The organism is Deinococcus rubellus, assembly GCF_025244745.1.
Lineage (GTDB): Bacteria > Deinococcota > Deinococci > Deinococcales > Deinococcaceae > Deinococcus > Deinococcus rubellus.
The window spans coordinates 1,110,556-1,136,085 of record NZ_CP104213.1; the positions used below are offsets into that span (position 1 = coordinate 1,110,556).

At 65.0% G+C, this 25,530-nt stretch carries 22 protein-coding genes; 7 read left to right on the forward strand and 15 right to left on the reverse strand.

What is annotated here, in order from left to right; translation table 11 throughout:
- Window positions 1-23: 23 nt before the first annotated feature.
- The 12 genes from aroC to N0D28_RS05915 all read right to left on the reverse strand — a co-directional run bounded on the left by aroC (window position 24) and on the right by N0D28_RS05915 (window position 14,120).
- Complete coding sequence (aroC, locus tag N0D28_RS05860) at window positions 24-1,178, reverse strand: chorismate synthase (protein ID WP_260561435.1); 1,155 nt, start codon at window positions 1,176-1,178, stop codon at window positions 24-26.
- A gap of 131 nt (window positions 1,179-1,309) precedes the next feature.
- Window positions 1,310-3,718: a type II secretion system protein GspD gene (locus N0D28_RS05865; protein ID WP_260561436.1), complete on the reverse strand. Its 2,409-nt coding sequence runs from the start codon at window positions 3,716-3,718 to the stop codon at window positions 1,310-1,312.
- Between the two features lie 3 nt (window positions 3,719-3,721).
- Complete coding sequence (locus N0D28_RS05870; protein WP_260561437.1) at window positions 3,722-5,446, reverse strand: hypothetical protein; 1,725 nt, start codon at window positions 5,444-5,446, stop codon at window positions 3,722-3,724.
- On the reverse strand, window positions 5,443-6,114 hold the full coding sequence (locus tag N0D28_RS05875; protein WP_260561438.1) for a type IV pilus inner membrane component PilO: 672 nt from the start codon (window positions 6,112-6,114) through the stop codon (window positions 5,443-5,445). The genes N0D28_RS05870 and N0D28_RS05875 overlap by 4 nt, the downstream gene beginning before the upstream one ends.
- Window positions 6,111-6,806, reverse strand: coding sequence for a fimbrial assembly protein (locus N0D28_RS05880; RefSeq protein WP_260561439.1), 696 nt, complete (start codon window positions 6,804-6,806; stop codon window positions 6,111-6,113). Before N0D28_RS05880 ends, N0D28_RS05875 begins: the two co-directional genes overlap by 4 nt.
- Window positions 6,799-7,977, reverse strand: a complete 1,179-nt coding sequence (gene pilM / locus N0D28_RS05885) for a type IV pilus assembly protein PilM (RefSeq protein WP_260561440.1) — start codon at window positions 7,975-7,977, stop codon at window positions 6,799-6,801. Before pilM ends, N0D28_RS05880 begins: the two co-directional genes overlap by 8 nt.
- 244 nt (window positions 7,978-8,221) lie before the next feature.
- A complete protein-coding gene (locus N0D28_RS05890; RefSeq protein WP_260561441.1) occupies window positions 8,222-8,926 on the reverse strand; it encodes an SDR family oxidoreductase in 705 nt (234 codons plus the stop codon).
- Window positions 8,927-9,185: 259 nt separating this feature from the next.
- On the reverse strand, window positions 9,186-10,190 hold the full coding sequence (gene rhaS / locus N0D28_RS05895) for a rhamnose ABC transporter substrate-binding protein (protein ID WP_260561442.1): 1,005 nt from the start codon (window positions 10,188-10,190) through the stop codon (window positions 9,186-9,188).
- 85 nt (window positions 10,191-10,275) lie between these two features.
- The gene (locus N0D28_RS05900; protein ID WP_260561443.1) at window positions 10,276-11,256 is read right to left on the reverse strand and encodes an ABC transporter permease; all 981 of its coding nucleotides are present in this window, start codon (window positions 11,254-11,256) and stop codon (window positions 10,276-10,278) included.
- Window positions 11,253-12,272, reverse strand: coding sequence for an ABC transporter permease (locus N0D28_RS05905; RefSeq protein ID WP_260561444.1), 1,020 nt, complete (start codon window positions 12,270-12,272; stop codon window positions 11,253-11,255). Before N0D28_RS05905 ends, N0D28_RS05900 begins: the two co-directional genes overlap by 4 nt.
- Complete coding sequence (locus N0D28_RS05910; RefSeq protein WP_260561445.1) at window positions 12,269-13,798, reverse strand: sugar ABC transporter ATP-binding protein; 1,530 nt, start codon at window positions 13,796-13,798, stop codon at window positions 12,269-12,271. The genes N0D28_RS05905 and N0D28_RS05910 overlap by 4 nt, the downstream gene beginning before the upstream one ends.
- A complete protein-coding gene (locus N0D28_RS05915; protein WP_260561446.1) occupies window positions 13,791-14,120 on the reverse strand; it encodes an L-rhamnose mutarotase in 330 nt (109 codons plus the stop codon). The genes N0D28_RS05910 and N0D28_RS05915 overlap by 8 nt, the downstream gene beginning before the upstream one ends.
- Before the next feature lie 134 nt (window positions 14,121-14,254).
- On the opposite strand from N0D28_RS05915, the gene N0D28_RS05920 reads away from it, so the two are divergent.
- The 7 genes from N0D28_RS05920 (at window position 14,255) to N0D28_RS05950 (ending at window position 22,704) form a co-directional block, all read left to right on the forward strand.
- Window positions 14,255-15,031: a DeoR/GlpR family DNA-binding transcription regulator gene (locus N0D28_RS05920; protein ID WP_260561447.1), complete on the forward strand. Its 777-nt coding sequence runs from the start codon at window positions 14,255-14,257 to the stop codon at window positions 15,029-15,031.
- 90 nt (window positions 15,032-15,121) lie between these two features.
- Entirely contained in the window at window positions 15,122-16,321 is a 1,200-nt protein-coding gene (rhaI, locus tag N0D28_RS05925; RefSeq protein WP_260561448.1) for an L-rhamnose isomerase, read from the forward strand.
- Between the two features lie 54 nt (window positions 16,322-16,375).
- Window positions 16,376-18,463, forward strand: coding sequence for a bifunctional aldolase/short-chain dehydrogenase (locus N0D28_RS05930; protein WP_260561449.1), 2,088 nt, complete (start codon window positions 16,376-16,378; stop codon window positions 18,461-18,463).
- A gap of 6 nt (window positions 18,464-18,469) precedes the next feature.
- The gene (locus tag N0D28_RS05935; RefSeq protein WP_260561450.1) at window positions 18,470-19,873 is read left to right on the forward strand and encodes a rhamnulokinase; all 1,404 of its coding nucleotides are present in this window, start codon (window positions 18,470-18,472) and stop codon (window positions 19,871-19,873) included.
- Window positions 19,864-20,670: a (Fe-S)-binding protein gene (locus N0D28_RS05940; RefSeq protein ID WP_260561451.1), complete on the forward strand. Its 807-nt coding sequence runs from the start codon at window positions 19,864-19,866 to the stop codon at window positions 20,668-20,670. Before N0D28_RS05935 ends, N0D28_RS05940 begins: the two co-directional genes overlap by 10 nt.
- Window positions 20,667-22,091 (forward strand): lactate utilization protein B, encoded by a 1,425-nt coding sequence (locus N0D28_RS05945; protein ID WP_260561452.1) that lies wholly within the window; start codon window positions 20,667-20,669, stop codon window positions 22,089-22,091. Before N0D28_RS05940 ends, N0D28_RS05945 begins: the two co-directional genes overlap by 4 nt.
- Complete coding sequence (locus N0D28_RS05950) at window positions 22,081-22,704, forward strand: LutC/YkgG family protein (RefSeq protein ID WP_260561453.1); 624 nt, start codon at window positions 22,081-22,083, stop codon at window positions 22,702-22,704. Before N0D28_RS05945 ends, N0D28_RS05950 begins: the two co-directional genes overlap by 11 nt.
- Here N0D28_RS05950 and N0D28_RS05955 read toward each other — a convergent pair.
- From N0D28_RS05955 to N0D28_RS05965, 3 genes are all read right to left on the reverse strand, one after another.
- Window positions 22,701-23,294 (reverse strand): cob(I)yrinic acid a,c-diamide adenosyltransferase, encoded by a 594-nt coding sequence (locus N0D28_RS05955; RefSeq protein ID WP_260561454.1) that lies wholly within the window; start codon window positions 23,292-23,294, stop codon window positions 22,701-22,703. The genes N0D28_RS05950 and N0D28_RS05955 overlap by 4 nt on opposite strands.
- Window positions 23,295-23,355: 61 nt before the next feature.
- Entirely contained in the window at window positions 23,356-24,876 is a 1,521-nt protein-coding gene (gene malQ, locus N0D28_RS05960; protein WP_260561455.1) for a 4-alpha-glucanotransferase, read from the reverse strand.
- 324 nt (window positions 24,877-25,200) lie between these two features.
- On the reverse strand, window positions 25,201-25,512 hold the full coding sequence (locus tag N0D28_RS05965) for a DUF503 domain-containing protein (RefSeq protein ID WP_260561456.1): 312 nt from the start codon (window positions 25,510-25,512) through the stop codon (window positions 25,201-25,203).
- Between the last annotated feature and the right edge of the window lie 18 nt (window positions 25,513-25,530).

Genomic DNA, 25,530 nt, shown 5'->3' on the forward strand with positions numbered 1-25,530 from the left:
CCGTCAGTGACCAGACGCTGGACTCAGTACTGCTGCGCGTAGGCCCGCGCTGCTGCGAGACGTTCCTGCACTTCCGGCAGGGTGTCGCCGCCGAACTTCTCCAGCACCGCGTCGGCCAGTACCCAGCCGATGACCGCGTGAAGCACGATCCCGGCGGCGGGTACGGCGGAGGTGTCGCTGCGTTCCTTGGCGGCGTCGGCGGGCTGGTGACTCACCACGTCCACGGTGGGCAGCGATTTCATCAAAGTGGCAATCGGCTTCATGGCCGCCCGCACGATCAAATCTTCGCCGTTGGTCATGCCCGCTTCCAGGCCGCCCGCGCCGTTGGTCTCGCGGCGGTAGCCCCGTCCGCCCTCGCCCAGATACACCGCGTCGTGAACCTTCGACCCCGGCACGCGGGCGTTGTCGAAGCCGGTGCCGATCTCCACACCCTTGATGGCCTGGGTGCCCATCACGGCGGCGGCGATACGTCCGTCGAGCTTGCGGTCCCAGTGAACATAACTGCCCAGCCCCGGCGGGAGTCCCCGGAAGCGGATTTCCACGATGCCGCCGAGGGTGTCGCCGTCCTTCTTGGCCTGATCAATCCGGTCGCGCATCTGCTGCTCGGCGTCCTTATCGAGCACCCGCAAATCTGAGGCTTCGATCTCCTCCAGGCGGTCCCAGCCGAACGCGCCACCCGCGTCGAGGCCGCCGAGGTGGGTCACGTAGCTCACGCCCTCGATGCCGAGTTCTGAGAGGAGTTTCAGGGCCACCGCCCCCACTGCCACCCGCGCCGTCGTCTCACGGGCCGAGGCGCGTTCCAGCACGTCGCGCAGATCCTTGTGGCGGTACTTGATGCCGCCGGTCAGGTCAGCGTGGCCGGGCCGGGCCTCGGTCAGCGCTTTCTTGCGCGGTTCATTGCCCTCTTCCGGCGACATGATCTCGGTCCAGTTGCGGTGGTCCTTGTTCTCGATGATCAGCGCCACGGGTGCCCCGGTGGTGCGCCCGGCCCGCACACCGCTCATGATCTGGGCCTCGTCGGTCTCGATGACCATCCGCCGCCCGCGTCCGTAGCCGCCCTGACGCTTTCTGAGCATCGGGTCGATGTCGGCCTTGGTCAGGGGCAGTTGAGAGGGAAGTCCCTCGATGATGGCCGTCAGTTGCGGCCCATGCGATTCACCAGCGGTCAGAAACCTCATGCCCCGACTGTAGCAGGGGCCGGGGAGAGGTTCGCGGGCGCTGAGCAGACGAGGACGGGGTAGACGAGGCGGGCCGCAAAAAGCAGACCCGGCACACTGAGGCGGCGGGTCTGCTGGCAGAGGAGGGAGGGTTACTTGACGATGGTGCCGGTGATAACGACCATCAGTTGGCTCTGGGTCTTGGTGGTGTCTTTTTGCCCGAACGCCGCGCCGACCACCGGCAGACTCGACAGGAAGGGGATGCCCCGATTGGTCGAGGTTTCGTTGGTGCCGAGCAGGCCGCTGAGCAGCAGCGTCTGGCCCGATTTGAAGGTCACGATGCTCTGCGCCTCGCTGTTGGAAAAGTCGATGATGTTGGGCAGCGAAGTGCCGGTGATGGCGGTCTTGGGCTGGTTGATCTGGCCGCGCACCCGCAGGGTGATGGTGCCGTCAGGGGCGACCTGCGGATCGAAGAAGTCGAGGTTGATGCCGTAGTCGATCTGCTTGGTGATGTTGCCGCTGGCCGAGGGGATGTTGAGTTCCAGCCGCCCGCCGCTCTTGATGCTGGCCGCCGCACTGCTTGAAGCGTTGGTAGTGCCGCTGGCCCCCGTCGTGCCCAGCGAGCGCTGACCGCTTTGCATGGTGATAGAGCCGTCGTAGATGCGCTTGGTCTGGGTCTGGGTTTCCAGGGCATTCAGTGTCGGGAGCAGGTTGAAGCCGCCGACTAATGCGCGGGTCGGATCAAACGAGGCGGCCAGGCCCGTTGCGCCGGAGCTGATATTGAAGCCGCCAAAACCCACCTTCCAGTTGAGACCCAGGGTGCGGGCGGCGTCCTCGGTGATCTCCTGAATGCGGACCTGCACGTTGATCTGCGGCACCACTTGATCAAGGCTCGGGATCAGAGCCGCAACCTGTTCGACCTGCGCTGCCGTACCGCGCACGATCAGGGTGTTGGTCCGCTTATCGGCGATGATGGTGGCGGCGTTGGGGTTTTGGGGAGTGGTTGCGGGTTTGGTGGCTGTGGGCTGAGTGTTGGCTGCCGCATTGGGCACCGAAACGACCGTTGAATTGCCGTTGGCGTCTACAGCGTTGACCGGCACATTGGGCAGGGCGCTGACATCGTTGGTAGGCGCTGTCAATGCGGTTTGTAGGGTGTTGTCCAGGACAGCCTTCAGTTCTTCCGCGCTGGCGTTGACCAACTGGAAGACCTTCTGCTGCACGTCCGGGCCGCTGGCGACGGCCTTATCCACGCTGCCGAGTAGGGCGGTGGCGGCGTCGATCTGATCCTGGGTGCCGTTGAGCACCAGTTGGCCGGTGGTGCCGACAGGCGTGATCTTGAGGGCCGGGAACTGGACGGCCAGCAGCGCGGCGATATCTTTCTGGTCGCCCTTAACGGCGTAGACCTGCTGGCGCACGTCGGGGTTGGCCTGCACCGAGGGCGCTCTGTCCACCTGGCCCAGCAGCGTCAGCGCGGCGTCGAGCTGGCTTTTCTGACCGCTCAGTACCAATTGCCCGGTTTGCCCGACAGGCGTGACCTTGAGGGTTGAAAATTGATCCTTGAGCAGCGTAGAGACATCAGCCTGCACACCCTTGACAGTATAGATCTGCTGCACGTCCGGGCCAACCTGTGCCTGCACCGGCTTATCTACCTGTGCCAGCAGGGCCAGCGCAGCGTCAATCTGATTCTTCTGGCCGCTCAGTACCAGTTGTCCGGTCTGCCCGACTGACGTGACTGTGATGGCCGGATACTGGGCGGTAACGACAGCGGCGGCGTCGGCCTGCGCGCCCTTCACGTTATAGATGTACTGAATGACCGGGCTGACCGGTATCACCACTTTCGCCAGTTCCGGCGGCTGCGAGGCGATAATCTGGTTGACCAACGCTTCCACCTGCGCCACTTCCTGGTTGTTACCCCGGATAATCAGGCTGTTGGACGTGGGTTCACCGACGATTTTGAGGGTGGGCGAGTCGAGGACGATGTCGCCGCTGGCCATCTGAGGGGCTGGACTGCCCGGCGTGGCTGCCACAGGCGCTGCCGCCTGGCGCGTTCCGAACGCCAGTTTCACGCGCTGCTCGACCAAAATGGCGTCCAGCGATTTGGGGAGTAGCACGATGCGCTGAATCGGGTTCTTGCTGACGCGCAGCACGTCCTGGCTGCCGAGCCGCACCACTTCGTAGTTCAGGCCGTACACGTCCATCAAGAAGGGCCAGACCTGATTGAACGGCTTGCCAACAAAGTCATAGGTCAGCAGGGTCGAGCTGGTGGTCGGCGGCGTGGTGGGGGTCTGGGCAGCGTCGCCGCTGATGACGCCGGAGCCGCTGCCCACACTGGGCGTGATCAGGCTGTCGAGCGCCGGATCGAGAATCAGTTCGTAGCCCGCCGATTTAGCAATGGCCGTGAGCAGCGCCATCAGGCCGGTGCCGTCACGCTTGATCGTGAAGGTCACGTTGGACTTCGACAGGCGGGCGTCGGTGCTGACGGCGTCTCCGGTCTGGGTACTCTGGGCGCTGGCCGCGCTGAGCGCGAGGGTCAAAAGCAGGATCAGGCTACGGTTCTTCATGGCTCACCTTTTGTCGAGTGGGAGGATTTTGGTGGTGTTGTCGAGGGCCAGCGTGGCGCTTGAAGCGCTCACTTCGCGCACAATGATGTTGGTATCGGGAATGTTCTGGCCCACTGAGACGACCACGAAGCCCCGGTCGGTCTTGAAGACGGCGGTGTTGAGCGGCCCCAGCACTGCCGAGCTGAAGCTCAGGTCGCGCTCCTGGATGTAGCGGTCCAGGGGAGTCAGGGCGGTGGACGCGGGTGTGCCGGTTGTGGCGGCGGTGGGCGCAGCGTTGCCCAGTTGGGTGATCACGCTGGGAGCCGCCGGGCTGGCGCTGCTAACCGGGGAAGGCGCGGCGAGGCCGGTGCTGGGCAGGTTAGGCAGCCCGCTCACCCCCGGCACGCTGACGCTGGCCTGGGCCTGCGCCCGCGCCTGGGCGGCCTGCAGATCGGCCTCACGCTTGGCCTGCTGGGAGGCAGCGAGTTTGGCCCTGGCGTCGGCGATGGCCTGGGCTTTGGCGGCCTTATCGGCCTCGGACTTCTGGGCAGCGGCCAGTTTGGCGGCAGCGGCCTGCTGATCGCGCAGCGCCTTGGCTTGGGCTTGCTGGGCCTTGAGCTGAGCAGCCTGGGCCTGCTGGGCTTCGAGCTTGGCCTGCTTCTGAGCCTGTTGCTGGGCAGCGGCCTGCTGCGCGGCGTCGCGTTTGGCCTGAGCGGCGGCTTGCTCGGCGGCGGCCTGTTGCTGGGCTGCTTGCTGTTTGGCCTGCTGTACCGCGTCTTGCTGCGCTTGCTGGTCGGCCTGCCGCTGGGCCGCCTGAGTTTGGGCCGCTTGAGCTGCCTGAGTCTGGGCCGCGCCGCTCTGGATATTGGGCGGCGGCAGAATTCCGCCGATGCGCGGGCCGCTTGGGGCATTGCCCGAAGGCGAACGGCTGGACGCGGTGCCGCTGGGCCGGGACGCGCTGTCGGCCACCACGATGGGGGCGATGGGGAGCACGCCAGCGGTGCGGACCGGCGGCTCAATGGCGGCGGTGGGCGTGGGGGGGGCGGCTCGTGTGGCGGCGACGGGTGCGGCGCTGGGCGCAGAAGCCGAGTTGGCGTCGGGCACCACCTTCAGCGGGCTGAACGGGTTGACCAGTGGCACGGCGGCCAGCGGCTCGTTCGGATTGATGCCCGCCGGGGGCTGCTGCACTTCGGCAGTGGTCTCAGTCCCGGGAGTCTCGGTGCCGGACGTGCCCGCGCCGCTGCTGGACGGACTGGTGGCCGCGCTGCTCAACGGCGGAATGACCAGCACGGCGTTGGTGCGGGCGGGCGTCACGCTGATGGGGCTATTGCTGGAGCCATTGATGCCGGGCTTGGGACTGGTCTGGGTGGGTGCGGCGCTGCCTGTCGGGGCTGGGTTGGCACTGCCGGAGAGCGGGGCGCGGGCAGCGGGTGTGACTGCCAGGGGGCCGCTGGCCGTGGGTGTTCCTGCATTGCTGGCCGAGCCGGGCGTCTTCGAAGGGCTGCTGGGCGAGTTGCCGGCCGGGGTCTTGCTGGGCGGCGTCTTACTGGCCTGGGGCGACTTGACCGGAGCCGCCGTGGGCTGGGCCGGGTCGGACTGGGCCGCAGTCGACTGGGCTGGAATCGCCTGGGCCTGCACGTCCGCCTCGCGCCCGGTATTCCAGGTGTACCAGCCGCCCACCAGGGCCACCAGCACCAGCACCGTCAGCAGAATCCGCATTTCCGGCGAGAGCTTGAGGGGAGCCTTCACGATTTGCCTCCGGGAGTCGGCGCGGCGGGTGCGGCAGGTGCGGCAGGTGCAGCCGGGGCCGTGCCGGGAGCCGGGGTGGCCGGGCTTACCGGCTGGGCCGCCGAGGGATCAAAGGTGTAGACCGTCATGTTGATGACGCCGTTGAGGCTGGGGTCGGTGTCGTTGGGCGCGGGCAGGGTCATGTTGACGCTGGTGACCTTGGAGAAGCGGCCCATCGTTTCCACCGAGCGCAGGGTCCGGAAGACCGGTGCGAACTGGCCCTGCAAGCTGACGTTGAGATTGACCGCCTGCACGCCCGCTGGCAGGTTGGTTTCGGTGCCGCCCTGCACCGTCACGCCGTCGAGCTTGCCGCCCGCCGCGCCCACGCTGTCCTGAATGTCGCGGATGACCTGCCCCATCCGCACGGTGCTGGGCAGCGCCCGCACGAAGACGTCCTGCTTGTCTACCAGCGCCCGCACGTCGGCGCGCAGGCCCGGTAACTGGTTTTGCTGAGATTGCAGGACGCCGAGTTCGCTGCTGCTGGTGTCGAGGCTGCTTTGCAGTTTCTGGATGTGCTGCTGGCGGGCCTGAAAGCGGGTGAAATACCAGGCCACCAGCACGATGAGGCACACCCCCAGAGCAATGAAGAACAGGTCGCGGGGCTTGAGTTTGGGCAGTTGCGCGTTCATTGTTTGACTCCGGCTGCCGGAGTGGCGCTGGGCGCGGCAGGAGCGGCAGGTGCAGCGGATGCACCGGGAACCCCAGCCGCCGCAGGCGTGGTGGTTGCCGCGCTCACGGGCGTTCCGGCGAGTTGCCCCACGGTGGCCGAGAAGGTGAAGTCGCTGGTGTCAGCATTGCGCTGGGTGTTCTTGAAATTCACGCCGTAGTTGTCCTGGTCGTAGGCGTTCAGGAAGTTGACCAGGGCGCTGGTGCTCAGTGCGGTGCCGCTCAGGTCGTATTCCTTGTCGGCGGGCTTGCCGTTGTAGAGACTGGTGGTGCCGGTGGCTGCCTGATGCATGTTGAGGCTGGTCAGCGCCACGCCGCCGCTCTGGGGCAACTGACCCACGAAGCGCGCCAGGTCGGTGGACCAGTAGGTCTTGCCGGTGCTCAGGCTCTGGGCCGTCTGGCTGATGGCAGTCAGCCGCTCCTTGTCGGTGGTCAGGCTGCGGTATTCTGGCGTCACCGACGACTGGAGGGCGCTGATCTGGCCGTTCTGGTCGTCGAGCTTGTTTTGCAGGTTGCCGACCTGGGTGGCCACCACGATCTCGGGAATGGCAATAGCCAGCAGGGTCACGGCCACGGCGGCGACGCCCGCATACATCCAGACGTTGGGTTCGGTGCGGCGGCGGTACTGCGGCGGCAGGAGGTTGATCTCAACCACGCGAATTCACCCCCCTGAGGGCCAGGCCCAGCGGCACGGTGAATTCCGGCGCGTTGGTCTGGAGGTAGCCGGTGTCCACGCTGGCCTGATCGGTCTGCACCGTCAGCCAGGGGCTGGCCACTTCCACCCGGAAGCCCAGCGCGTCGCTGATGGCGGCGGCCAGACCGCGCAGCTTGGCTCCGCCCCCGGCCAGGAAGGTGCGGTCAACGACGATATCGCCCGACTGCACCCGGTAGAACTCCATCGAGCGCCGGACCTCGGTGATCAGTTCACCCAGCACTGGGCGCACCACCTCGAAGACGCGCGCCGGACTGTACTGCTCCCTGGCCATGTCGAAGTTGAGCAGGTCTTCCTCGTCCTCGGTGGGGGTGGTGGCGGTGGCGTAGCCGATCTTGACCTCCTCGGCAGAAGCGAAATCGAGGTCGAAGGCTTTTTGCAGGGCCGTGGTGAAATCGTCGGCAGCCACGTTGATGTTGCGGGCCATCAGCATCCGGTCACCGCGCACCAGACTGATGACGCTGCTGCTCGCGCCGATTTCCATCACCAGCGCCACCTCGCCGCTCTCGGTGTAGTTGGTGCCGGTGAGGGTGCTCTTGGTGAGGTGCTCGCCCAGCAGGTTGCCGCGCAGGGCGCGCAGGGTACTAAACGACTTGAGGTCGATGACGGTGGGTTCCAGGCCCGCCAGCCGCAGCACCTCGACCTGCCGGGCAATCGCCTCGGTGGGGGCCGCCGCGATCACCACTTCCATCTGGCCGTCGTCGCTGGCACCAGGAATGTCGTCGAGCACGTCGAAGTCCAGGCTCACCTCGTCAATCGGGTAGGGGATGTAGCGCTCGGCCTCCCATTTGATGGCTTCCTTGAGTTCTTTGGGGTCCATGCGCGGCACCATGATGTTGCGGGTCACGGCCTGCTGGTTGGGCACCGCCGTGACGACGTGCTTGGTGGTGATGCGGTGCTGCGCGAGCAGGCGCTTGAGTTCGCTGGCCACCGCCTGCGGCTCGATCACCAGCCCATCGCGCATGCTGCCAATCGGGGTCGGAGTCATGACCGCGTGTTGCAACACCGGGGGCGAGCCGGGTTTGAGCACCACCACTTTGATGGAACTCGTTCCGATCTCGACCCCGATGGCCACCGGTTTTGGATTGATGAGCCGTTGTAAGAAACTCGACATGCTGCCTCCAGGAGTTGCGTTGACTTTACCATTTCCTCACGAACATCATTAAGAAAGGGCCACTCCTGCGTCTAGGGGGGGAAAAGAGCGGGAAGGGGGCGCGACGAGGTCATCAGATCATGGTGGCGCTTTCAATTTTCTGACAGCTGCACTGGGGCTGCTGAAGCTGTGTGAGCGCACAAAAACCGCGCTGGTGGCAGTTAGAAATGCCACAGCGCGGCCAGAAGACGAGAAAGTGAGGTTTTTACTTGCGCGGTGGCTGGGCGGGACGCACCTCGACGCGGCTGGGCAGCGTGCGAGCGGGCATATTCAGCAGGTCCACCACCAGTTCGGCGATGTCTTCGGGCTGAATTTTCCAGGCGTCCTGCTCGGAGGGGGTGTGGCCGCCGAAGTGGGTGGCCACCGATCCTGGCATGATCTGGGTGACCTTAATGTTCAGGGGGCGTAGGTCGAGCATCATCACTTCCGACAGCCCGTTGAGGCCGAATTTGGAAGCGTTGTAGGCCGCGCCGCCCGCAAAGGGGTTTTTCCCGGCCAGGCTCGATAAGGTGATCACGTAGCCGTGCGACTCCTTGAGGTAGGGCACCGCCGCCTTGACCGTGAAGAAGGCTCCGGTCAGGTTGGTGTCGATGACGGCCTGCCAGTCCTCGGCGCTCAGATCCTGAATCGGCGCGAAGTGACCCACCCCGGCGTTGACGAACAGCACGTCCAGTCCGCCGAACGCCTCGGCGTGCGCTTTGGTCACCTGCTCGACGCTTTGAAGGTCACGCACATCGCAGACCACGCCGCGCGTGCCCTCGCCGAGGGTACTGGCCGCCGCCTCGATCTCGGCCTGGTCGCGGCTGGTGATGGTGACGCGGTAGCCTTCCTGAACGAGTCTCTGGGCGGTGGCGTAGCCGATGCCCTTGCTGCCGCCGGTGATCAGCGCACTTTTCAACTTGGAGGTCATGGCCGAAATCTAACACGCTGGGCCAAAGACGCGCAGGTGGGGCCGGCCCGGCAGCGCAGTGGTGTCTGCCGTGTGAGGGAAGCGGGGAGTGCGCCGGGAGTGGCCCGCAGGAGTGAGGGTCAGCCTTCCTCACGAACCGCCAAATCGGGGAAACAGCAAAACCGCCTTCGCCCGTGGGGGCGTCGGCGGTGCGGGTCAGGCGTGAGGTCAAGGGCGTGCGGTGCGGTTCTCTATTGGCCATCCACCGCACACCACCAGTTCAGAAATTGAACTTGTCGATGTTCGCCTTGTCGAAGGTGGTGGGCGGCCCTAGTACGACCTCACCGTTCTTGCCGACGGTGTACTTGCCCAGCTTGCCTGCCGTGAAGGTGTCGCCCTCCTTGCCGGTGATCATTCCGCTGGCGAGCGACCCGGCGGTGTAGGCGGCCAGGTATCCCAGATCGCTGGGGTTCCAGAGCTGGAAGGCCGTCACCGTGCCGTCCTTGATAAACGAGCGCATCTGGTTGGGCGTGCCGAGGCCCGTCAGCATCACTTTGCCCTTCTTGGGGCTGGTCGAGAGGTAGCGCGCCGCCGCCGAGATGCCGACCGTCGTCGGCGAGATGACGCCCTTGAGATTGGGGTACGCCTGCAAGAGACCCTGCATCTCGGTAAACGATTTCTGATCATCGTCGTTGCCGTAGGCGATCTTGACCAGCTTCATGTCCTTGTAGGCGGGCTTCTTGAGCTCTTCTTGCATGATGGCGATCCAGGCGTTCTGGTTGGTGGCGTTGGGCGTGGCGCTCAGGATGGCAAATTCGCCCTTGCCGCCCATCAGCTTGGACATCAGTTCGATCTGCCCCTTGGCGATGCCGTCGCTCTTGGCCTGGTTGATGAAGATCTGCCGCCCTTCCGGCGCGACATCCGAATCAAACGTCACGACCTTGATGCCCTGGGCCATGGCCCGCTTGAGTGAGGGCACCAGCGCGTTGGCGTCGTTGGCGGCCAGCACGATGGCGTCCTGGCGCTGGGCGATCAGGGTGTTGATATAGCTGACCTGCGAGCTGGCTCCGCCGTCCGACGGCCCCACCGCCTTGCCAACGCCGCCGAACTCCTTGATGGCCTCCAGGCCGCCGTTGTCGGTGGTGGTGAAATAGGGATTATTGATGAACTTGGGCAGCATGGTGATCTTGAGGCCCTTCTTGATCCCGCTGGTCTGCGCGAGGCCCACCGCAGCGGTGAGACCGAGGGTGACAGTCAGGGCGGACACGATAAGACGTTTGTTCATAATTCCTCCAGGGAGTGTAGTGGGCCGGATAAAGGGGAAAAGGGTGTGGTCTCGCCGCTCGGCGACGGTGACTCGCTCAGGGAAGCTAGCTCATGGCTTGCTCCCGGGCGCGGCGTTCGCGGGCGGCCCGCAGGCGGGCGAGCAAGTTGGGCAGCAGCACCGAGAAGATCAGCAGCAGGCCCGTCACGATGGTCAGAATCTCGTTGGACACGTCCACGATGGTCAGTGCTCCGTTGATGGTGCCGATCAGAAACACGGCGGCCACCGTGCCCACGACGCTGCCCTTGCCGCCGAAAATGCTCACGCCGCCGAGCAGCACCGCCGCGATGACGCTGAGTTCGAAGCCCGAGGCGTTGTCGGCCCGCGCACTGGCAAAGCGGAAGGTATAAACCACCCCGGCCAGCGCGGACATCAGCCCCGAGAGGACGAACAGGCTCAGCTTAACCCGCGTGACCTGCAACCCGGCAAAGCGTGCGGCGATCTCGTTGGCCCCGATGGCGTAGAGGCTGCGTCCGAACGCCGTGCCGTGCAGTACCACGGTGGTGATGACCGCCAGCACCGCGAACAGCGCCATCGGAATGGGAATCTGGGTGCCGGGAATACTGCCGAAGCCCAGGTTGGTGTAAAAGGCTGGAAAATCTGCGATGGCCTTGTCGCCCAGCACCACGTAGGCCAGCCCCCGGTAGAGCGCCAGCGTGCCGATGGTGACCGCCAGCGAGGGCAGCCCCAGCCGCGTGACCAGCAGCCCGTTGAACAGCCCAGCCAGTCCGCCCACCCCGAAAGCCGCCAGAATCGCCAGCGGCATCGGCCAGCCCGCCGCGAACAGTGCGCCCAGCACCGCGCTGCACAGCCCCAGCATGGACGCCACCGACAGGTCAATCTCGGCCACCAGGATGATCAGGGTCATGGTCAGCGACATCAGGGCGACCTCGCTGAAATTGGCGGTCAAAAACGACAGATTCGAGGCGGTCAGGAAATTGGGCGAGAGGAGTGCGCCGCCGAAGAGGGCCACGAAGACCAGCACGATCAGGCTCAGTTCCCAGCCGAGCAGTCCGCGCCGCTTCATGACTGCCTGCCTTTGGCCGCCCGCCGCGCCGCACTTCGGGCCGCCAGCATGTCAAAGCTGATGGCCGCCAAGAGGAGTGCGCCCTGAATGGCCTGCTGATAAAATCCCGGTGCCCGCAGCGTGACCAGGGCGCTGCCCATGACACCCAGCAGGAGCGCCCCGATTCCCGCGCCGAACAGGGTGCCCACGCCGCCGTTGATGCTGACGCCGCCCACCACTGCCGCTGCGATGACCTGCAACTCCAGCCCCGTCCCGGCGTTGGCGTCCACGGTGCCGAAGCGGGCCAGATACAGCACCCCGGCCAGCCCGGCAATCGCGCCGCTGAGGGCAAAACCGATCATGGTGCGGCGCTTGACGTTGATTCCGGCCAGCACCGCCGCCTCCGCGTTGGACCCCAGCGCGTAGTACTCGCGACCCCCCCGGTAGCTGCCCAGATAGATGCCGAAGAGGGCCATCACCATCAGTACCAGCAGCACCAGATTGGGAATGCCCAGCACGCTGCCGGTGGCAAAACCCAGGAAGGCGGGCGGCAGGTTGGAGGCGTTGATCTGTCCGCCGTGAACCACCGCGTAGGTGATGCCCCGAAAGACGTACAGCGTGCCCAGGGTCGCCACCAGTGCCGGAACCTTGCCGTAGGCGACCAGCAGACCGTTGACGCTGCCCAGAAGTGCGCCCAGCAGCAGGCCGAACACGAAGGCCAGCGGCAGTGGCAGGCCCGGAAAGGCCACGAACAGTGAGCCGGAGAGAAAGGCGCTCAGGCCCACCACGCTGCTCACGCTCAAATCGACGTGCTTCATCAGCAGGATGATGGTCTCGCCGACGACCACCAAAGCGATGATGGCGACGTTGAGCAACAGGTCCCTCAGGCTGCCGAAACTCAGGAACAGCGGATTGATGGCCGCCGTGCCGAGCGTGACGATCAGCAGCAGCGCCACCAGACTGACTTCCCGCACCCGCAAGAGCCGGGAGAACCAGTTCTGTGAGGTGCCAGGCGTGCTCACCGCGCGTCCGGTCATGCCGCTCCCTCCTGGCGCTTATGCTGCCCGGTGGCCAGGTACATCACGGCCTCCTCGCTGGCTTCTTTGCGGCTGAGTTCACCCACCAGTTCACCCTCGCGCATCACCAGAATGCGGCCCGCCATGCCCAGCACTTCCGGCAGATCGGAAGAAATCATCAGCACGGCCAGCCCCGACGCCGCCAGTTCCGATAAGGTGCGGTGAACCTCGGCCTTCGCGCCCACGTCGATGCCGCGCGTCGGCTCATCCACGATCAGCACGCTGGGATTGGTCGCCAGCCACTTGGCCAGCACCACCTTCTGCTGGTTGCCGCCCGATAAGCTGCTGGCCGGGTCAGACAGGCTGTGCGCCTTGAGCCGCAGCTTCTCGGTCCACTTGCGGGCGTTGTCGGCCTCGGCTTCCCGGTCCATCAGCCAGCCCTTGCGAAGCCGGTTGAGGATGGCGAGGTTGGCGTTTCTCTCGATGCTCATCTCCATCACCAGCCCCTGCTGGCGGCGGTCTTCCGGCACCAGGCCCAGGCCAGCGGCCATCGTGGTCTGCGGGCTGAGCGGCGCGAGGACATGACCGTTCACCTTCACCTCGCCCGCCTCACGCGGATCGATGCCGAAAATGGCCCGCGCCACCTCGCTGCGCCCGGCCCCCACCAGCCCCGCCAGCCCGACGATCTCGCCGCGCCGTACTTCAAAATTGATGTCACGGAAGACGCCTGGCTGGGTGAGTCCGCGCACCGAAAGGGCCACCTCGCCCAGCACTGCCTCGCCGTGCGGATACAGCTCGCCCAGATCGCGCCCCACCATCTGCCGCACCACTTTATCGGTGTCGTAGTCCTCAATCGGACCGCTGCTGACCCAGGTTCCGTCGCGCATGATGGTGACGCGCTGGCACTCGGCGAAGACTTCCTCCAGCCGGTGGGTGATGAACAGCACCGCCGCGCCGCGTGCCCGCAGAGAGCGCACCACCTTGAACAGCCGTTCGGTCTCGGAGAGGGTCAGCGCCGCCGTCGGCTCGTCCATGATCAGGATGTTGGCGTTCAAGGACAGCGCCTTGGCAATCTCGACGAGTTGCTGATCGGCGATGCTCAGGCCGCGCACCCGCCGGGCCGGATCGAGATTGACGCCCAGTTCCGTCAGAATTTTCGCCACCTGCTGGCGCATTCCCGCCCGGTCAATCCGGCCCAGACCCGCCAGCGGCTGCCGTCCCATCAGCACATTCTCGGCCACCGACAGGTCAGGAAAGAGGGTGGGTTCCTGGTAAATGATGGCGATGCCCGCCGCCTGCGCCTCGGCGGGCGTGTGAAATTGCACGTCCTGGCGGCCGACTTGCAGCGTGCCGCTGTCGCGCCGGTGGACGCCCGCCAGAATCTTGACGAAGGTACTCTTGCCCGCACCGTTTTCGCCCAGCAGGGCGTGGGCCTCGCCGGGAAAGAGATCAATGCTCACGTCTGAGAGCGCCTGTACGGGGCCAAAGGCTTTGCTGGCGTGGGTCAAGGTGAGAAGCGGCGACGGGCCAGTCGCGGGATTAGTCAAGGTGAAACACCTCTTCCAGCCGCAAAAACCCCTGATCGGGCGTGCCTTCAAGGTCCACGAAAAAGGGGGCCATGTCCGCCTGCCAGCGGGCGCTGACCTCCGTATTCGCCATGCCGGATTGCGCCGCGTCCAGATCGGGCGTTTCAAAATAGCCGACGAGCAGACCGTCATTCTTCAAAAAGAGCGAGTAATTATGCCAACCTGTTTTCGAGAGGGCCGCGAGCATGTCGGGCCAGACGGCTTTGTGGCGGGTCTTGTACTCGTCCAGGCGCTCCGGGCGCACCTGAAGCAGAAAGCAGACTCGGTGATGCGGTGTAGGCATAAGCTCCCAGAACGTAAAGAGACGCGAGGTGACAACCGGGTGGGTCAACTGTGTAACTGACCTCATTCAACACCACTTCACAAAAGATTGCAAGAGCTTGTAATTTTTTGTGACTTTGATGTTAGGATGTCAACATGTCAATCGACAATGTGGCTCCCTTGCCAGGGAGGCAGCAGGACATTTTGCGCCGCGCCCTGAGCGAGAAGGTGGTGCGGATCAAGGATCTGGCCGCCGAGTTTGGTGTGCACGAGATGACTGTGCGGCGTGATCTGGACGCGCTGTGCGAGCAGGGCAAGCTGCTGCGCGTTCACGGCGGAGCGCAACTGCTGGACAAGACCAGCGAGGAGTTGTCGCAGTCCATGCGGGCCGCGCAGAACGTGGACGCCAAAGAGCGTATCGCGCGGGCGGCCCTGCTGCTGATTCAGGACGGCGACACGGTGGCCCTGGACGCCAGCACCACCTCGCTGGCCCTCGCGAGGCTCCTTCCGGCCCGCAAGGTGCAGGTCATCGCTTGCAGCCTCGACGCCGCCAACGTGCTCTCTGCCGCCGGGGTGCCGTTTCTGATGGTGGGCGGCAACTTTCACGCGCCCGCCCGCTCGTTCGTCGGGGCGTTTTTCACCGATACCATCTCGCGGCTGCATCCGGACCTGGTGTTCTTTTCAGCCAAGGCCTACACCTTCGAGACCGGCTTCACCGACCCGCACCTGCCGGAAGTGGGGGCCAAGCGGGCGCTGATCGCCAGCGGCAGCAGCGTGGTGGCCTTGCTCGACAGCAGCAAGGTGGGCCGCCGGGCGCTGGCGACGATTGCTGGCCACGCCGATATCAACACCCTGATCACCGACGCCGACCTGCCTGCCGAACTGCTCAGCCAGCTCGACGAGGCCGACATTCAGGTGATTGTGGCCCCCTGAATTCAGCTTCCAGAGCAACCTTGAGTTCAGGGCAACCCCAAATCCAGCGCAACCCCAAATCCAGCGCAACCCCAAGTCCGGAGGAATCCTATGAACGCCGATCTGCTGCAAGCCCTCAGCGCACAACGAATAGAGACCCCCTCCTGGGGCTACGGCAACTCCGGCACCCGCTTCAAGACCTTTGCTGCTCCCGGCGCGGCCCGCGACATCTGGGAGAAGCTGGACGACGCCGCCGAGGTTCAGCGCCTGACCGGCATCGCGCCCGGCGTGGCCCTGCACATTCCCTGGGACGAGGTCGAAGACTACGGCGAACTGGGCAAGTACGCGGCCCAGCGCGGACTCACCATCGGCGCGATCAATCCCAACGTCTTTCAGGATGAGGAGTACAAGCTCGGCAGCGTCACCAATCCGGATGAGGCGGTGCGCGAGCGGGCCATCGCGCACCTGCTGGACTGCGTGGAGGTTATGAAGAAGACGGGGAGCCGTGACCTCTCGCTGTGGTTTGCCGACGGCACCAATTACGCCGGACAGGACGACTTGCGCTCACGCAAGCACCGGATGCGGGCGGGCCTGAAGCGAGTTCACGACGCCATGCCCGACGGCACGCGGATGCTGGTGGAGTACAAGCTGTTTGAACCGGCCTTCTACGCCACCGACCTGTTCGACTGGGGCGCGGCGTATTCGCACTGCCTTGCCATCGGCGAGAAGGCTCAGGTGCTGGTCGATCTCGGCCACCACGCGCAGGGTGTCAACATCGAGCAGATCGTGGCCTTCCTCTTGGATGAAGGTCGGCTGGGCGGCTTTCACTTCAATGCCCGCCGCTACGGCGACGACGACCTGATCGTGGGCACGTCCAACCCGTTCGAACTGTTCTGTATTTATGCTGAACTGGTCTTCGGCGCGAACTCGGTGGACGACTTGACCCGCCGGACGGCCCAGAACGTTGCTTACATGATCGACCAGAGCCACAACATCGAGCCGAAGGTGGAGGCCATGCTGCAAAGCGTGCTCAATTGCCAGGAAGCCTACGCCAAGGCGCTGCTGATCGACCGCGACCTGCTGAAAGAAGCCCAGGGTCAGGGCGACGTGCTGGCTGCCCACCGCGTGATGATGGACGCCTTCAAAACTGACGTGCGCCCGTTGCTGATGGAACTCCGCGTTGAAATGGACCTCAACCCCGAGCCGATTCAGGCCTACCGGGCGGGCGGCTACCAGGCCAAAGTCACCCGCGATCGCGGCACCCAGACGGGCGGCGGTGGCTACCCGGTCAAGGAAAAAGTCAGAAGCTAACCCGCTTGTTTTTGCCATAACACACGTCCCGCCCCCCAATCTGCAAGGAGCCTTATGACCGAGACCCAGCCCCGCACCACCGTCCCCAAAGACCGCTGGAACGATGCCGACGCGCCCAAATCTGACGGCCTCGCTTCTCTTTCCTACCGCTCCAACCTGCTCGGCTCAGACCGCACCCTTGTGAATATCTACGGCGGCAACACCAGCACCAAGAGTGTGGAGAAAGATCATCTGGGCCGCGACGTGACGGTGCTGTGGGTCAAGGGGTCGGGGTCGGACATCGCCACCATTACCGAGAAAGGCTTCGCGGGGCTGAAGCTCGACGAGGTGCTGCCGCTGTTTGACCGCGCCGAGATGACCGACGAGGAGATGACGGCCTACCTGGACCGCACTGCCTTCGAGGTGGGCCGCCCGCGCCAGAGCATCGAGACGTTGCTGCACGCCTTCGTTCCCGCCAAGCACGTGGACCACACCCACCCCGACGCCATCATCGGCATTGCCTGTACGCTGGGCGGCCCGGACGTGATGCGCGAGATCTACGGGGACCGGGCAGCCTGGGTGGACTACATTCGGCCCGGCTTTACCCTGTCGCAGCAGATCGGCGCAGCGGTGCGAGGCAATCCCAAGCTGGAAGCGGTGGTGATGGGCAAGCACGGCCTGGTCACCTGGGGCGACACCTCCAAAGAGAGTTACGAGAAGACCTTGCAGATCATCGGTGAGGCGCAGGCCTACCTCGATGCCCACGCTGAGGCCCAGCCGTTCGGCGGCGCGAAAGTGCAGAGCGTGCCGGAGGGGGAGCGTGACGCCCTGCTGGCGGCGGTGCTACCGATCTTGCGCGGCGCGATGAAGGGAGCGCGTCCGGTGATTCTGGAAGTGGACACCTCGCCGAGCGTCTTAGAATTCGTCAACTCCAACGCCGCCGCCGAACTCTCACAGGTGGGTGCGGCCTGCCCCGATCACCTCGTGCATACCAAGCGGGTGCCGCTGTACCTCGACTGGACGCCGGAGCAGGGTCAGGATGCCCTCATAGCCGCCGCGCAGGACGGGGTAAAGCGCTTCAAAGCCGAATACGCCGAATATTTTGACGCCAACAAAGCCGAGGGCGACGTGATGTTCACCCCCTCGCCGCGCGTGGTGCTGATTCCGGGCCTGGGGATGGTGACGAGTGGCCCCGACGCGCAGGGAGCCGACGTGTCGCGCCAGCTGTATACCCGCGCCATTCAGGTGATGAAAAGCGCCAGCAGTCTGAGCGGCTTCGTGAGCCTGTCGGCGGCCGAGAGCTACGCCATCGAATACTGGCCGATGGAACTCTACAAACTCAGTCTCAAGCCCGCGCCCAAAGCGCTGGAAGGCCACGTGGCGCTCATCACGGGTGCGGCCAGCGGCATCGGGCGGGCGATTGCCCATAGGCTGGCGGCGGACGGCGCGCACATCGTCGTCGCTGACCTGAACGCGGACGGCGGAGCAGTGGTGGCCGGGGAAGTGACCAGGCAGCGCGGCCACCGCCGGGCCACCAGCGTCAGCATGAACGTGACCGAGGAGAGCCAGGTCATCGGCGCGTATCAGCATGCTGTCCTGACCTACGGCGGCGTGGACATCGCCGTCAACAATGCGGGTATCGCCTCCAGCGCCCCGATTGAGGACACCTCGCTGGAGATGTGGAACCGCAACCAGAGCATCCTCTCCACCGGGTACTTTCTGGTGGCCCGCCAGGCGTTCCGGCTGATGAAGGCGCAGGGCACCGGTGGCAATCTGGTCTTCATCGGCAGTAAGAACAGCGTGGCGGCGGGCAAGAACGCGGCAGCCTACAGTGCGGCCAAGGCGGCGGAGTTGCACCTGGCCCGCTGTCTGGCCGAGGAGGGCGGCGCGGCGGGTATCCGGGTCAACTCGGTGCTGCCCGACGGCATCCTGGCCGGAAGCAGCATCTGGGACGGCAAGTGGCGGGCCGAGCGGGCGGCGACCTACGGCATCGAACCCGACAAACTGGAGGAGTTCTACCGCAACCGCACGACCTTGAAAGTAAACGTGCTGCCCGAAGACATTGCCGAGGCGACCTACTGGCTGACCTCGCCCGCTTCCGCCAAGACGACCGGCGGCGTGATCACGGTGGACGGCGGGGTGCCGACGGCATATGTGCGGTGAGCAGTCATGGTGACGTCTCGCCATATTGCTATTGACCTCGGAGCCTCCAGTGGCCGGGTCGCCCTCGGCACGGTGGAAGGCGGCAAACTCAAGGTGGAGATCCTTCACCGCTTTCCCAATGGCGGCGTCCCCGTGCGCGGGCAACTCTACTGGGACATCCTGGGCCTGTGGCGCGAGGTACTTCACGGGCTCAAGCTGGCCTCAAGTTACGGCCAGATTGCCAGCATCGGCGTCAATTCCTGGGCAGTGGACTACGGGCTGGTCGGTAAAAGTGGCGACCTGCTCGGTCAGGTCCACCATTACCGCAGCCCGTGCCTCGGCGGCGTCATGGAGCAGGTCCGGGCGCAGCTCACCGATGAGGCCATCTACAGCGCCACTGGTATCCAGTTTCTGCCGTTCAACACGCTCTATCAGCTCGCCGCCGAATCGCCGGAAACACTGAAGCGGGCCGACAAATTGCTGATGATTCCCGATCTGCTGCACTTCTGGCTGTGCGGCGTGGCCGTCACCGAGCGCACCAACGCCAGCACCACCCAGTTTTACAATCCGCAAACTGGAGGGTGGGCTGCCGACCTGCTGGACGCGCTCGACATTCCGCTTTCGCTTCTGCCGCCTATCGCCGAAGCCGGTGCCGATCTGGGCGCACTCAGCCCCGAAGTCGTGCGCGAGACGCAGCTCACCGGAACCCGCGTCGTTCTGCCCGCCACCCACGACACCGCCTCGGCGGTGGCCGCCGTGCCCGCCGAGGGCCAGGGCTGGGCGTATGTCTCCAGCGGCACCTGGAGCCTGGTCGGCATCGAAACGTCGCAGCCGATCATCAGCGCCCGCAGTTTGGCCGAGAACCTGACCAACGAGGCGGGCGTGGGCGGCACCACCCGCCTGCTCAAGAACGTCATGGGCCTGTGGATTATCCAGCAGTGCAACGAGGTCTGGAAGCTGGACTACGCCGACCTCTACGCCCAGGCTGCCGGGGTGGCGAGCGGTCCCACCATTGACCCTGATGACGTCCGCTTTCTTCCCCCCGGTGCGGACATGCCCCTGCGTGTCCAGACTTCCTGCGTCCAGAGCGGACAGAGATCGCCCCAGACCCCTGCCGAGATCACCCGCTGCGTGCTGGACAGCCTGGCGCTCAGGACGGCGCAGATTCTGAACACGCTGGAAGAGGTGGGTGGCCAGCGCATCGACACCATGCATGTGGTCGGCGGCGGCTCGCAGATTGCCCTGCTCAACCAACTGATCGCCGACGCCAGCGGCAAAACCGTGGTCGCGGGTCCGGTGGAGGCCACCCTGATGGGCAACCTGCTGATTCAGGCGGGGTTGCCTCTCACCGAACTGCGCCGCACCGTGCGAGACTCGTGCGAATTGCAGACCTTCTCGCCAAAGACAGCTACCGTTCAGTCATGCAGATAGACCTGTTTATCACCTGCCTCAACGACGCCCTGTTTCCCCAGACCGGGCTGGCGACAGCGCGGCTGCTGCGGCGGCTGGGCCATACCGTCCGCTTTAACGAGGCCCAGACCTGCTGCGGTCAGATGCACTTCAACACTGGCTATCAGGCTGAGGCGCTGCCACTGATCCGCAAATTCGTCCGCGACTTCAAAGATGCCGAAGTGATCGTGGCCCCCAGCGGTTCCTGCGTGGCCTTCGTGCGCGATCTGTATCCGAGAGCGGCAGAGTGGGCTGGGGACGACGAGCTTTTACAAGAAGTCACCGAGTTGGGCAAGCGTACCTACGAACTCAGCGAGTTTCTGGTCAAGGTGCTGGGCGTAGAGGACGTCGGCGCGTACTATCCGCACCGCGTCACCTATCATCCGACCTGCCACGCCGCCCGGCTGCTGCGGGTGGGCGACGCTCCGCTGCAACTGCTGCGAAAGGTGCGCGGCCTGACCCTGGTGGAGCTGCCCGCCAGTGATCAGTGCTGCGGCTTCGGCGGCACTTTTAGCGTCAAGAATCCCGAAACCAGTACGGCGATGCTGGCCGACAAAGTGCAGAGTGTGATGGGGACCGGAGCCGAATCCTGCACGGCGGGCGACAACAGTTGCCTGATGCACATCGGCGGCGGCCTCAGCCGTCTGCAAAGCGGAGTGGGGGTGGTGCATCTGGCGGAGATTCTGGCGAGTACCGAGTCGAGCAGCACTGGGTCCAATAGGGCTGGCAACTCGGAAACAATTGGCGCGGTGCAGGTCAGTGCCGAGGCATTGCTGTGAGCGCCGGAGGCATTCGCCCGTCCCGGCCTTTCCCCGACGCGGCCAGGGACACCCTGCAAGACGCCCAGATGCGGCGCAACCTCCGGCACGCAACCACCACCATCCGTGAGAAGCGGCTGCGGGCGGTCGCGGAGTTGCCTGACTGGGAAGCCATCCGCACGCACGGCGCAGCCCTCAAGGACGCCGCGCTCGCCGACCTGGCCGAGCATCTGCTGACGCTGGAGGCAGCAGTCAAGCGCCGGGGTGGTCAGGTTCACTGGGCGCGGGATGCTGAAGAGGCCCGCCGTATCGTGGCCGACCTCGCCGCCGCGCACGGGGCGCAGGAAATCATCAAAGTTAAAAGTATCAGCACCGACGAGATCGAGCTGAACGCGGCCCTGGAAGCGCGCGGCATCCGGGCCATCGAGACCGATTTGGCCGAGCTGATCGTGCAACTGGCGGGCGACACGCCGAGCCATATTCTGGTGCCCGCCATTCACAAGAACCGCGCCGAGATTCGTGATCTGTTCCGGCGCGAGCTGGGCGCGGACTTGCAAACCGACGAGCCGAAAGAGCTGGCCGAGGCTGCCCGCCTGTACCTGCGCGAGAAATTCCTGAGCACCAAAGTGGCGGTGTCGGGCGGCAACTTCGCGCTGGCCGATACGGGAACGGTGTGCATCGTGGAATCGGAAGGCAACGGGCGGATGTGCCTGACCCTGCCGGACGTGCTGATCACTGTGATGGGCATCGAGAAGGTGCTGCCCCGCTGGGCCGACATCGCGCCGTTCATGCAGCTGCTGCCGCGCAGCTCTACCGCCGAGCGGATGAACCCGTACACGAGTTTCTGGAGCGGGGTCACGCCCGGTGACGGCCCGCAGGAATTCCATCTGGTGCTGCTGGACAACGGGCGCACCGACGTGCTGGCCGATCAGGTGGGCCGCGAAACCCTGCGCTGCATCCGCTGCTCGGCGTGCCTCAATGTCTGTCCAGTGTACGAGCGGGCGGGTGGACATGCTTACGGCAGCGTGTATCCCGGCCCCATCGGCGCGATCCTGACGCCGCAACTGCTGCATCTGGAAGACGAGAACGCCAATTCTTTGCCCTGGGCCAGCAGTTTGTGCGGGGCCTGTTACGACGCCTGCCCGGTCAAGATCAACATTCCCGAGATTCTGATTTATTTGCGCGGGCAGATCACGACGCACAAAGCGCCGAGCGTTGAAAGTATCGCCATGAAAACGGCGGCCTGGATTTTCAACGAGCCGTTCCGCTTCGAGGGCGCACTCAAACTCGCCCGCGTCGGTCAGGGACCATTGGTGCAGCACGGCGCGATTCACGCCCTGCCCGGTCTGCTGGGTGGCTGGACGAGTTCGCGCAATCTGCCTGCCTTTCCGGCCAGATCGTTTCGTGAGCTGTGGCGTGAGGAGGGACGAAATGACGAGTGAGGCCCGCCTGGACATCCTGACCCGCATCAACCGGGCCACCGCTGGGCAGAAGCCGGAGCTGGAGCGCCCCGCTATCCCCGCGTCCAGCCGCCCGCAGGCCGGGATCGTGGCCCAGTTTGCCGAGTACGCCGCCGAGTACCGCGCCGAGGTCCACCGCGTTCTGGAAGCCGAGTTGTCCGCTCTGCTTTCCGAACTGCTGGCCGGAGCCGCCACCTTACAGCCAGCCGGGTTCCCATTCGCCGTCCAGATCGGCGGCACTCCCGACACCCAGCAGTCACACGCCGAACTCAGCCACTTCGATGCTGTACTGACAGGCTGCGCCGTCGCCATCGCCGAAACCGGAACCGTCGTACTCGATCACGGTCCCGGTCAGGGACGGCGGGCGCTGACGCTGATTCCCGACTGGCACGTCTGCGTGGTGCGGGCCGCTCAGGTGGTGGAGAGCGTGCCGCAGGCGGTGGCAGCCTTACAAGCGGCAGTCGCGGCGGGCCGTCCCCTGACCTGGATCAGCGGGCCGAGCGCCACCAGCGACATCGAACTCAGCCGGGTGGAGGGCGTTCATGGGCCGAGGCGACTGACGATTGTGGTCGTGGACGAGGCCCCACCGCTTTAGCTGTCCGGTTTCGCTGCCTTGCGCCTCGGCTTGACCTGCCAGGCTTCCTCGCTCAGCCCGGCGCGGGCATTCACGGCGCGGGCCATCACGAACAGCAAATCCGAGACGCGGTTGAGGTAGATCTGCGCCTGGAGATTGGCGTCCTCCACGTCCATCAGCCGCAGCATGTCGCGCTCGGCCCGCCTCGCCACACTGCGGGCCACATGCAGGCTGGCTCCAACAGGTGTGCCACTGGGATGAATGAAGTGGGTCAGCGGGGCCACGCCGTCCTGGTAGCGGTCAATCATCGCCTCCAGGAACGCCGCGTCTTCCTCGTCCATACGGGCGATATTTTTGGCGTAGGGGCTGTCTTGGCGGGTGGCGAGATCTGCGCCCAAATCAAACAGGGCGTTTTGCAGATACTCCAGGTCCGTTTCCACATCATCCTGCGGCGTGTGCGAGCGGGCGTTGTGGGCGCGGGCAAGGCCCAGCACGCTGTTGAGTTCGTCCACCGTGCCGTAAGCCTCGACTCGGGGGTGGGCCTTACTCACGCGGTCTGCACCGTAGAGTCCGGTCTGACCGCCGTCGCCGGTGCGGGTGTAGAGTTTCATGACCTCAAGGTAGAGCAAACGGCGCAGCTGACTCTGAATGAACGCCCACGGCTTTCTTTTTCTAGACCTTGCGCCCGGTCCGCTCGGTCAGGTCACGCAGCCGCCCGGCCAGCTCGTAGGTCACCGTGCCGTCCCGGTAGCGCCAGGTCCAGTTCTCCGGGCCGGTGCTGCCCGGCAGGTTCATGCGGTCCTCGGTGCTCAGATTGAGCAGGTCTTGCAGCGGTACCACGGCCAGGTTGGCTTTTGACTCGAAGGCGATCTCGGTCAGCATCCAGGCGAAACTCTCCTCGCTGGGGTCGCTGTGGGTGTAGATCCGGAAGGTGTGGTGTTCGTGTTCGTCGGCATTGCGCCACCAGCCCCTCGTGGTGTCATTGTCATGGGTGCCGGTATACACCACCTGGTTTTCCTTGAGGTTGTGCGGCAGAAAGGCGTTCACGGCAAAGTCGCCGCCGCCGAAGGCGAATTGCAGCACCGCCATGCCCGGCAGGCCATAGTCGTCGCGCAGCGCTTCCACATCCGGCGTGATGACGCCCAGGTCCTCGGCGATGATCGGCAAATCGCCCAGCGCTTTTCTGACCGCTTCGAACATCTGGTGGCCCAGCGCGGGTTTCCACTCGCCGATCATGGCCGTCTCGGCAGGGTAGGGGATTTCCCAGTACCCGGCAAAGCCCCTGAAGTGATCGACCCGGATCAGGTCGTAGAGCTTCAGGCTGGCCTGAAAGCGGCGAATCCACCATTGAAAGCCGTTTTGCTTCATAGCGTCCCAGTCGTAGAGAGGATTGCCCCAGAGCTGGCCGGTGTCGCTGAAATAGTCCGGCGGCACGCCCGCCACCACCGTCGGCTGGCCCTCGTCGTCGAAGAAAAATTGCTCGGGGTTGGCCCAGGCGTCCGAGGAATCCATCGCCACGAAGATGGGAATGTCGCCGATCACCTGCACGCCCTGTCCGGCGGCGTAGGTGCGAATGGCCGTCCACTGCTGGAAAAACAGGAACTGCTGGAAGGAGTAGCGCTCGATCTCACGAATCAGCCGGGTTCGGGCCTCGGTCATGACGTCGGCCTCACGCCTGCGAATCGGCAGCGGCCAGGTGTTCCAGGGCAGGCCGCCCTGCTCGTTTTTCAGCGCCATGAACAGGGCGTAGTCTTCCAGCCAGTGATGCTCGGTGGTTCTGAACGCCTGAAACTCGGTGTCGAGCTTGCCCATCTGGCCCTCGGCGCGCGCCGCGTCGAAGTGCGAGAAGGCGCGGCTGAGCATCTGGTTGCGCCAGATGTACTGCAAGCCGAAGTCCACCCGGTCGGGGCTGAAGTCTGGCACGGCGTCGAAGTCCACGTCCAGCAGCAGTTTCTGTTCACGCAGGGTCTCCAGACACACCAGGTACGGGTTGCCTGCAAAGGCCGAGAACGCCTGATAGGGGCTGTCGCCGTAGCCGGTGGGGCCGAGCGGCATGACCTGCCAGTAGCGCTGCCCGCCTGCCGCAAGCCAGTCGACGAAGTGCCGAGCGTCCTCGCCGAGTTCGCCGATGCCGTAGGGACCGGGCAAGCTGGTGGGGTGAAGAAGAACGCCACTGGAACGGGAAATACTCATGCTGTCTCCTTGACCGGAAGGGGTGCTGCCGCTCCTGGCTGCCTGGAGAGCGCGTGTCGCGGCGGCATTGGAACCCTTTCCATTGATAGCCGGGATTGTAGCAAGGCGGCGGCGAGCGCAAAGACACGGCTCAGGACAACGGGCCTTAAGGAAACAGTGCTCCAAAAAAATGCCCTCCCGCGCCGCGTGGGTGCAGGAGGGCAGAAGGCGTCGCCTGGGCAATGTCGAGGTGTGGGCGGAGTTCAGCGCACTGCTGTTTGCCGAAGCCTCAGGGGCCTGGACTTTCCGACCCCTTTCCCCGGCGCAGTGCCCACATGCTGCCTTTCAGTCCATCACGTCTTCAATCGGCACGATGCCGCGCTCTTCCTGTGTGACCCGGTACTCGCCCTGGGCAGCCACGAAGTCGGCGGCGAGTTGCAGGGTTTCCTCGACCCACTGGTAATCGTTACTGACCGTCACCACCCCGACGATTTCCCAGTCGTGGGCGTCGAGGCCATCGAGGCGGGCCACCGTCACCGGAAAGCGGGCCTTGAGCCGCTCGACGACGGGCCGCACCAGTGCCCTCTTTTCTTTGAGATTGGTGACCCAGGGCATTTCCAGGCGCAGCGTCAGGCTGCCGATGTAGCCGAGACTCATCGGGCGGGGCCTTGCGGG